We start from the raw sequence: 7,857 nt of genomic DNA, 5'->3' as shown, positions 1-7,857 counted from the left end.
ACCTGGCAGGCGGCGGACAAGGAGGAAGAAGCCGTCTGAAGCCCAGGGGGACAAGGGGAGCCTGGAGTCTATCCCATTGACTCCTAAGCGTCCTCCGGCCTGAGACCGGTATGGCTACGTGCAGGAATCTCCGGTGACGTGCCCTTATTGAGAACCGACCGCCAAATGATGGGAATGGTCGGAGACGAAGTGTAGCGCGAGTAAGAGCGTGCAGCGCCAAAAGCCCAGACGTAGGGGTGAACCCCTCTGGCTTCAGGGGAATGAGCCACGGGACTTCGTCGCCGGTTGTGAGTCAACCGACGGGCATCAGGAGAAGCCTAACCCGGTCGCAAAGGAGCAGCGCACGAACGTGGGAACCGTCGCCCTCGGTTCGAAAGGACTGGGCCACCTGCGGCTGAGGTGAGAGCGGCGGGGCGGAGGGGTCGTAGTATCCGCAGTTGCGGAGAAGGACCCCAGTTTGGGAGAGAAACTCATCATGTATCGGCGAAATGCCAGGAGACTTGTACGGTGAACATCGCGAGGATACAGACGAGCTTCGCCCGGAAGGCTGAGTATCAACCGGAGCACAGGTTCTGCGACCTGTACTCTCTCATCTGTTCCCGGGCCTGGATTGAGGTGGCACTGGACCGAGTGCTCTCGAACCAGGGCAGTCGGACGGCGGGGGTGGACGGGGTTACGGTCCGGCAGTTTCAGGACCCAGACTACCGCGCCGCCTTCATCGAACAGACCCAGAGTCTGCTTCGAGAGAAGCGGTATCGGCCACAGCCGTGCCGCCGAGTCTATATCCCGAAAGCGGGCGGCAAGTACCGACCGCTGGGGATACCGACTCTCCGAGACAGGGTGGTCCAGATGGAACTGAAGATGCTGTTGGAGCCGATCTACGAGAGCGACTTTCTGGGCTGCTCGTATGGGTTCCGGCCTGGCCGGCGGACAATGGACGCCGTCAGCCAGCTCTGGAGTTACATCCAGGGATGCTCCAGGTTCTACTGGGTCATCGAGGGAGACATCAGGGGATGCTTCGACAACATCAGCCATCACAAGCTGATGGGACTGCTGAAGCGTCGCGTGGGGGATGGAGACATCCTGGACTTGATCTGGATGTTCCTCAAAGCCGGGGTCATGGAGGAAGGCGCGGTCAGGTGGACGGAGATGGGCACCCCGCAAGGGGGTGTCTTCTCGCCCCTGCTGGCCAATATCTACCTCCATGAGTTGGACCGCTTCTGGAGGGAGCAGTATGACGTGCTCCCGCGCTACCAGAAGAAACAACGCCGCCGGGCTGGTGGGGGCAATGTCCGCCTCCTCCGGTATGCCGATGACTTCGTGCTGCTGTGGAATGGGACGAAGCAAGGCGCGCAGGCGCTGAAGGAACGCTTCGCCGCCTTCCTGCGGGACGAATTGCATCTGGAACTGTCGGCGGAAAAGACCCTGGTTACCCACGCCGATGAGGGCTTTGACTTTCTCGGATTCCATGCCCGTCGCCGTCGCGACTGCGGCAGGCCGGTGCTGATTATCAGGCCAGGCCGCAAGAGCGTGGAACGTCTTCGGGATGAGGTGCGTGCGTTGACCGACCGCGCAACGCTCTCCTGGGACGCCGAGAGTCTGGTCACTCATTTGAACCTGTATCTCAGAGGATGGGGCTACTACTATCGCTACTGCTCCATCTCCAGACTGGCCTCGTCACTCGATTACTTCGTGTGGGGTCGGGTTTTGTACTGGCTCTGCAAGAAGCACAAGTGCGGGCCACGGGAAGCATGGAGACGGTATGTGAAACGAGTAGGAGGCCGAACGGTAATCGCGGTCCCTCGACAAGAGGGCGGACTGCTCCCGGTCGCGTTTCTGCGCGACATCAAGGTGCAGCGTTACCCGCGATTGCGCCGGATACCTCACCCCTACCTGGCGGCTGACAGCCAACCTGGTCAACCCTGAATGGAGAGCCGTATGACGGGAAACTGTCACGTACGGTTCGGGAGGGGGCGTGCGGAAACACGTCGCGCACAGCGAAGGTGCGCCGCACGCCTACCTCACTTCTGCGCGCCAGCGCCGTCACCGGCCCGGCGGATGCGACCTACGAGATCGCCCGCGACCTGGCGGCCGGCGCGAACTCGGTCTGCATCTCCAAGAACGGCTACGTGCGTCTCGTGCAGGCGGTCAATGTCGTCCCCGGTGCCACCACCTATGTCAACGCCTTCCTCCAGCCCTCAGGTCTCATCGCCAGCTACCTGCGGGATGCATACACGGGCCAACCCGTGATCGGTGCCGAAGTGAGGGCATACAAGGACGGCGTGTGGTGGTCCAAGGGCACCTCCACCGCGCCGTGGGGGGCGTACCGGCTCGACCGGAACCTCCCGCCGGGCAGCTACGACGTGATCGCCTTGAGTCCGGGATACGCCGACAAGTCCTACTCAGGCGTCCGCGCCACGCCCGGCATCACCACTAACCTGGACATCTTCCTCACGCCGCGGTACTGACCCGCCGATCCGGACCCCGCCCCAGCGCCCGTTCCAGCCACGCGCGCCGCTCCGGCGAGTCATCACCGTCGCAAAGCCGCAGCAGCGCCCGACCCCGCGCCACAACGTCGCCCGCGCCGAGCGCCTCTGCCCCGTCGCCATCGGCGTGCGAGTGATAGAATAGGCGGCAATCGAGACGCGGGGAGAAAATGCGCCATGTTAGTGCCGAAATGGGTAATCGCGCTCACGGCCATCGTGTTCCTTGGACTCGTTACGCGGGTAGCCACGCTGGAACTTACCCCACCCCGCTACAAGTATAGCGTGAGCGAAGGCCGAGCGTTCCGCTACGACTTGCGAACCGGCCGTGTCTGGTTTACAAACGGCCACGGCTGGGAAAAGCTCTGAGGCGCAGCAGACGGCGCGCCGCGACAACCGCGGCCAGCGCCACAAGAGCCACAACCATCACCACCGCCCACTTTGCCTTGACCACACTCTCGCCCTCCTTGTCAGGCTTCTTATAGCACCACTTCCTCAGAAGTCAAATGGGCTGATACCTGGCGGCGTACTTCCATCCTTCGCACAGTTGTATCCCCTATGCCAAGCCCACCTAGCGGCTGTGCCAACGAAGCCAAGCATGAAGAGAATAGCGGACACAACTCTCAGCCAAAAGATAGAGTGGAGTCAGGCCAAGGGCCGAACATGTACTCGTTGAACTCCCCCGACATGGCCAGAAACACAAGGCCCCAAGCTATAGCAATAACCCATTGGCAGAGACCGGCTATCCCCGGAAGCCATCCGTACCTCGCATTGACGGGGCTTATAGCCAAGAGCTGGTTTACATACGGGTAGAACCACCAACCCCCTACAATAAGAATCACTCCACAGACCGAGAAGAACCAGGTGTTAGGACTCATGAAATGACCCCTTCAGAAGCTAATGCACCGTCAGTCATGAATCACGGGGTAGGGCCGCTTGAGCTTGACTCGCCCGGGTTCCCCGGCGAACCACCGGACTTCGCTATCTGTCATACCTGAATCCTGCATATCACGGTTGACGGTGCACTAACTTGTCGTTCGCGTCAACAGCCGCAGCGCCGCCGACAGGAACCTAGCGCCAGGCGACGCGCCGCACGGCGTCTTTCGCTGGCCAATCTCGGCGCTCCTGCTCCGCCTCGCCCTACCGCAGCCGCTTGCGTCCGCTCGTCGGCTTGACGTGGGCCAGGAACCCGTCCCCCGGCGAGCAGGCCCGGTGCTTTGCCACCAGGTCGGCGTCGGCCAGGGCGCAATATCGCCGGGTCATTTCCAGGCTGGAATGACCAAGCAGCCGCTGCAAGCTGAAGGCGTCGCCGCCGTATGCCTCAACTTGTGCGGATAGACCTTCGCCACCCCTGCCCGCTTGCCGCAGCCCTCGACCAGGTGGTGCGCCTGGCGCGCTTGCAGGGGTTCGCCGTACACCCCGACGAACAGCGCCTGCGCTCGCAGTTCGCCCCGGCGCGCCAGGTACTCCAGCAGCGCCGTCTTCGTCGCCTCCCCGAAGGGAACCAGGCGCTCCTTCGCGCCCTTGCCCATGACGCGCAGGGCGCGCTCCACGAAGCCCACGTCGGCCAGCCGCAAGCCGCACAGTTCCGAAAGACGCAGGCCGGTGTCCACGAAGACCAGCAGCATCGCCCGCAACCGCGCGCCCACGAATCCCCCGCCGCAGGCGCTGAGCATTCGGGACACTTCGTCTTCGGTTAGCGGCGAGACCAGCTTGACGGGCGCTTTCGGCGGCTCGACGTGCTGCATCGGGTCGCCGGTGATTGTCCCCTCCCGCGCCATGAACTTGCACAGCACAGCCAGGGAGCGGTGGGCATGTTTCGCGGTTGCGGGCGAGACGAGAATAGAATAGGAAGTGTGGCCGTGGACGGGACACGCGTCGTCATCTTCGGTGTCGCCTTGGTGAAATGCCGGGTGAACTGCGCATTCCGTCCACCACCCCATGCTGGCGCTGGAGGGCGGCGAGGTCCTGGTTTGCGGCGCGGCAGTACCGGCGTGTCATTTCGAGGGTGGTGTGGCCGAGCAGCGCCTGCACGTGAAACGGTGACGCGCAGGTGCGGCGGAAGGTGTGCGGGCTGATGGGCTGCGACAGGCCGGAGATGTATCCGAAGTCACTTGCGCTCCCCTTTCGGACCCATTCCATGCGGGAGGACGGAGGAATCCGAACAGCGCAGTTCCGCAGCCGGTCAGTCCATGCCTACCAGAAATGCCGCCTGGCGAAGGACCAGCCGGAGCCCGTCTTAAGATACGCCTCGAAAGCCATTGCTTTTCGGTCATCTTCGAATCTGATGGCCGTGCAGAGCCGCCATGGCCGGTACTTCGAGGTGTGCGGCGAGTCCCCTGCGTTGTGCGCCGCGAGACGGGAATCAACCTCTGATGTCACGCCGATGTACCGCTGTCTTGGGTAGTTGACGCTCTGGAGCAGGTAGACATGCTTGGTCATTACGATCCTCTTTGGGTATCGGCGGCCCCACGTCGCCCCCTCGCTGGCGCTTCGGGGAGCTATGTGGGGCACCCTTCGCTGCCCAAAGCCAAGACGACGCAACGACGCTAGAGGTAGCTTGCCACCCGTAGCTCCTTGGCGCGTCAGCGACAAGGGCGAAGGGTGGTGGGCCGTGAAGGATTTGAACCTTCGACCTTGGGATTAAGAGTCCCCTGCTCTGCCAGCTGAGCTAACGGCCCTGGGCCAGCGGCGGGATGAACGCCGTCAGAGGAAAAGGGAGCCCGTCGCAGCCGCTGTCTTTCCCTCAGCGTCCATTGTCTGGCGTCCTTCGCTTGGCGCGCCTGGAGGGATTCGAACCCCCGGCCCCCAGATCCGAAGTCTGGTGCTCTAATCCGCTGAGCTACAGGCGCGCGCTCATATGATTGCTGGGGCGAACGATGGGACTTGAACCCACAACCCCCTGAGCCACAGTCAGGTGCTCTGCCGATTGAGCTACGTCCGCCGTGAACCACATGCTGGACAAGAGAAGACAATTGAAGGAGTCCTCTCTCCCAGCCCTTGTCTCCCTATCAACCTATAGACTGGCGCGCCTGGCAGGAATCGAACCTGCGACCCGCTGCTTAGAAGGCAGCCGCTCTCTCCCCTGAGCTACAGGCGCCCCTGGAGCGGGAGACGGGGATCGAACCCGCGACATTCAGCTTGGAAGGCTGACGCTCTACCGACTGAGCTACTCCCGCGAGCCAACGTCTCCCCACCTGCTGGTCGGGGCGGGCGGATTTGAACCGCCGACCTCCTGTTCCCAAAACAGGCGCGCTGCCGAGCTGCGCCACGCCCCGCCAAGATGGCAAGGACTTTTGCTCGCCGCAAAAGTCCTGTTCGGAGTATACCTCAATCCACCCCCGCGGTCAACACCTGCGCGCGCATTGTTGACCCTCCGACACCGCGGTGCTACAATACTCGCAATCGGCGCCGGCGCGATCAGCGCCAGCCGCACATGTCCCTGAGGAGACTGCTTTGACCGCTGGCGCCCACTGTCGCCGCCCTTCACTACGTCTGCTCGTCTTCGACCTCGACGGGGTGATTTACCGCGGCAAACGTCTGCTACCCCATGCGGCGGAGACCGTCGCCTGGGCGCGCGAGCGCGGCCTGGCAGTGCGCTTTCTCACCAACAACTCCACCGTCACCCGCGACGAGTACGCGCGCCGGCTGGGGGAGTTCGGCATCCCCACTCCGCCCGCCGAGATCATGACCTCCGCCTACGCCACCGCTCTCTACCTCAAGTCGCGCGGGAATGCGGGGGCGCGCGTGCTGGTGGTGGGCGAGGGCGGCCTGCGCGACGAGATCGCGGCCATGGGGTTCGAGGTGCTGACGGCGCCGCCGGTGGATGGCGTGCGCTACGTCGCGGTGGGGATGGACCGCGCATTCTGCTATGACATGCTGTGCGCCGCCATGGACGCGGTCCTCGATGGCGCGGAGTTCATCGCCTCCAACCGCGACGCCACCTTCCCGGTCGAGAACGGCCTGCTGCCCGGCGGCGGCACCATCGTCGCCGCCATCGAGACGGCAGTCGGCTTCTCCCCGCGGCTCATCGGCAAGCCGGAGACGCGCATGGTTGAGCTGCTGCTGTCGCAGGCGGGGTGCCAGTCGGCCGAGGCTGTCATCGTCGGCGACCGCCTCGACACTGACATCAAAGCCGGCCGCGCCGCCAGCATCCACACCGCCCTGGTGCTGACCGGCATCAGCAGCGCCGACGACGTGGGTAGGGCGCCGGACGACGTGCGCCCCGAATGGGTCATTGACACCCTCGCGGAGTTGCCCGCGCTGATCGAGGGAAGAAGGCCGTGATCCCGCGCGCGCTCACCATCGCCGGCTCGGACTCCTGCGGTGGCGCCGGCCTGGAGGCCGACCTCAAGGTCTTCGCGGCGCTCGGGGTCTATGGCGCGTGCGCGGTGACCGCGGTCACCGCCCAGAACAGCCGCGGCGTGATCGGCTTCGAGGGAATCGCGCCCTCGCTGGTCGCGCAGCAGATAGACGCAGTGCTGGATGACGTCGGCGCGAACGCGGTTAAGACCGGCATGTTGTCATCCACCGCCATCGTCGAGGTGGTAGCGGAGCGCCTGGCCGCGCATGGCGTGCGCGGTCTGGTGCTGGACCCGGTGATTGTGGCCAAGGACGGCACCCACCTGCTGACGGACGACGGGGTGTCCGCGATGCGCGAGAAGCTGCTCCCCTTGGCCGTGGTCATAACGCCCAATGCGCCGGAGGCGGAAACGCTCACCGGCGTGTCAGCTGCCGGCCTGGATGACGCGGCGCGGGCGGCGCGCGCGCTGGTGGAGATGGGCGCGGGGGCGGCGCTGGTCAAGGGCGGCCACCTGCCGGGGCCCGCGGTTGATGTGCTGTGGGATGGCCGCCAGCAGACCGTATTCCAGAATCCACGCCTCCCCGGGCCGCCGGTGCACGGCACGGGGTGTGTGTTGGCCGCAGCCATCGCCGGCTATCTGGCGCGCGGGGAGACGCTGGTTGACGCGGTCACCCATGCGCGCTCATTTCTCCAGCGGGCGCTGGAGGACGCGTTCTCGACCGGGGGGAGCTTCCGGCTGTTCGCGCCGTTCGGGGCGACCGCTGATGCCTGCGCGCCGGCGGATGAGCCACCCTCTCCTTGATCCTCTCCCTGGAAGGGAGAGGGGTTATAGGGTGTGCTCAGCGTGAACGCCTCTACCTCTCAGGGAGAGGCGGGGTGAGGGTCGGGGGGCTTCGACCGGGCATTCATCGCGGATGAGAGCAGCGTAGTCCCATGCGCGTCTGTGTCAACCATCGTGACCGCCCCGGCCGCTGGCTGTGTGGCTAGGTCGCCCGTGGCGACCGCCACGGCGGCCGGAGGCCTAGCCGCCAGAAGTTCGACCTCGCATATTGCGACGACTGCTGCCGCTGC

General features: G+C 64.6%; 7 protein-coding genes and 6 tRNA genes. 4 read left to right on the top strand and 9 right to left on the bottom strand.

All coding sequences use genetic code 11. The features are described from left to right. The first annotated feature begins 399 nt into the window (after nt 1-399). Entirely contained in the window at nt 400-1,926 is a 1,527-nt protein-coding gene (ltrA, locus tag VM221_08690) for a group II intron reverse transcriptase/maturase (protein HUT74890.1), read from the top strand. A 77-nt stretch (nt 1,927-2,003) separates the two neighbouring features. Beyond that, nucleotides 2,004-2,468 carry a carboxypeptidase regulatory-like domain-containing protein gene (locus VM221_08685; GenBank protein HUT74889.1) on the top strand — a complete coding sequence of 155 codons (465 nt, stop codon included), beginning with the start codon at nt 2,004-2,006 and terminating at the stop codon, nt 2,466-2,468. 1,274 nt (nt 2,469-3,742) lie between these two features. Here the strand turns inward: VM221_08685 and VM221_08680 are convergent. The 8 genes from VM221_08680 to VM221_08645 all read right to left on the bottom strand — a co-directional run bounded on the left by VM221_08680 (nt 3,743) and on the right by VM221_08645 (nt 5,761). Continuing rightward, the gene (locus VM221_08680) at nt 3,743-4,279 is read right to left on the bottom strand and encodes a tyrosine-type recombinase/integrase (protein HUT74888.1); all 537 of its coding nucleotides are present in this window, start codon (nt 4,277-4,279) and stop codon (nt 3,743-3,745) included. Between the two features lie 400 nt (nt 4,280-4,679). After that, nucleotides 4,680-4,925, bottom strand: coding sequence for a GIY-YIG nuclease family protein (locus VM221_08675; protein ID HUT74887.1), 246 nt, complete (start codon nt 4,923-4,925; stop codon nt 4,680-4,682). A gap of 163 nt (nt 4,926-5,088) precedes the next feature. After that, a tRNA-Lys gene (locus tag VM221_08670) sits at nt 5,089-5,164 on the bottom strand. Nucleotides 5,165-5,258: 94 nt separating this feature from the next. Then, nucleotides 5,259-5,335: transfer RNA gene (locus tag VM221_08665), tRNA-Arg, on the bottom strand. Nucleotides 5,336-5,351: 16 nt separating this feature from the next. Beyond that, nucleotides 5,352-5,427, bottom strand: a tRNA-His gene (locus tag VM221_08660). Nucleotides 5,428-5,507: 80 nt separating this feature from the next. After that, a tRNA-Arg gene (locus VM221_08655) sits at nt 5,508-5,583 on the bottom strand. A gap of 3 nt (nt 5,584-5,586) precedes the next feature. Continuing rightward, nucleotides 5,587-5,662: transfer RNA gene (locus tag VM221_08650), tRNA-Gly, on the bottom strand. A gap of 22 nt (nt 5,663-5,684) precedes the next feature. Continuing rightward, nucleotides 5,685-5,761 (bottom strand) — tRNA-Pro (locus VM221_08645). A 178-nt stretch (nt 5,762-5,939) separates the two neighbouring features. Here VM221_08645 and VM221_08640 point away from each other — a divergent pair. Together VM221_08640 and thiD are read left to right on the top strand one after the other, a co-directional pair. Further along, complete coding sequence (locus tag VM221_08640; protein HUT74886.1) at nt 5,940-6,770, top strand: HAD-IIA family hydrolase; 831 nt, start codon at nt 5,940-5,942, stop codon at nt 6,768-6,770. Then, nucleotides 6,767-7,588, top strand: a complete 822-nt coding sequence (gene thiD, locus VM221_08635) for a bifunctional hydroxymethylpyrimidine kinase/phosphomethylpyrimidine kinase (protein ID HUT74885.1) — start codon at nt 6,767-6,769, stop codon at nt 7,586-7,588. The genes VM221_08640 and thiD overlap by 4 nt, the downstream gene beginning before the upstream one ends. A gap of 59 nt (nt 7,589-7,647) precedes the next feature. Here thiD and VM221_08630 read toward each other — a convergent pair. Beyond that, nucleotides 7,648-7,857: hypothetical protein (locus tag VM221_08630; GenBank protein HUT74884.1), on the bottom strand; the 210-nt coding region annotated here is incomplete at its 5' end.

The sequence above is a fragment of the Armatimonadota bacterium genome (assembly GCA_035527535.1).
GTDB lineage: Bacteria > Armatimonadota > Hebobacteria.
Note: the sequence above shows the minus strand (reverse complement) of the source record. Positions and strands in the feature narration are given on the sequence as shown.